Here is a 1,163-nt window from a genome sequence, read left to right as displayed (position 1 = left end):
GTCGACGCCCTGCTCGAAGAGGGAAGCCGCACCATGGATGATCCGAAGCGCCGCGCGCTCTTCGAAAAGGTGACGGAAGTGTCGATGAACGACCGCGCCCTGATCCCCACCGTGCAGCTTCAGACCGTCTGGGCCGCGAAGAAGGGCATGCTGACGATCCCGTCGCGGGTCGATCAGGAAACGCTCGCCTACGAGATCAAGCCGAAGAGCTGATCGCCTCCATCAGGGCCCGACCGGGAAAACTCGGCCGGGCCTCCTCTCACGACATGCAATGAAGAGCATGATTGGTTTTTTGATTCAACGCGTCCTGCAGGCGCTCATTGTCATCATCGCGATGTCGATCATCGTGTTCCTGGGCGTGTACGCCATCGGGAATCCGATCGACGTCATGATCGATCCCGCGTCCGATCAGGCGCTGCGCGAGGCGCTGATCCAGCGCTACGGATTCGATCGCCCGCTCATCGAGCAGTACTTCATTTTCATGAACAACATGCTCCATGGCGACATGGGCGAATCGTTCATCTATCGTTTGCCCGTGATCGGCCTGATCTTCTCGCGCTTCCCCGCGACGCTCGAACTCGCCTTGACCGCGATGGTGATCGCCACCTTCCTCGGCATCCCCCTCGGCCTGTGGGCGGGCTACAAGCCGGATTCGATTTCCTCCAAAGCCATCATGGCGTTCTCGGTGCTCGGCTTCAGCGTTCCGACCTTCTGGGTCGGGCTTCTCCTGATCATGGCTTTCGCCGTCGAACTCGGCTGGCTACCCTCCGGCGGACGCGGCCCGACGACGAACGTGTTCGGCATGCAATTGTCGATCACCACGCTCGAAGGATGGAGCTACATCATCCTGCCGGCGTTCAACCTGGCGCTGTTCAAGCTCGGGCTTCTGATCCGGCTGACGCGCGCGGGAACCGTCGAGGTCATGAGTTCCGATTTCGTGCGCTTCGCCCGCGCGCAGGGCCTGTCGGAAAGCAAGGTCGTCGGCCTCCACGTGCTCAAGAACATCTCGATCCCGATCGTCACCGTCTTCGGCCTCGAACTCGGCTCGACCCTGGCCTTCGCGGTCGTCACCGAAACGGTCTTCAACTGGCCCGGCATGGGCAAATTGATCATCGATTCCATCACCGTCCTCGATCGACCCGTCATGGTCGCGTATCTGATTC

General features: G+C 60.9%; 1 protein-coding gene and 1 pseudogene. Both read left to right on the top strand.

Annotated elements, in window-relative coordinates:
- Positions 1 to 213 (top strand): annotated as a pseudogene (locus AC1DT3_RS22020) (ABC transporter substrate-binding protein); the annotation flags it as partial.
- Positions 214 to 280: 67 nt separating this feature from the next.
- Positions 281 to 1,163, top strand: an 883-nt coding sequence (locus AC1DT3_RS22015) for an ABC transporter permease (RefSeq protein WP_477467303.1), incomplete at its 3' end; no start/stop codon positions are given.

It is taken from the genome of Microvirga sp. P4_G7 (assembly GCF_056401005.1).
This window is presented reverse-complemented; position numbering and strand designations above follow the sequence as displayed.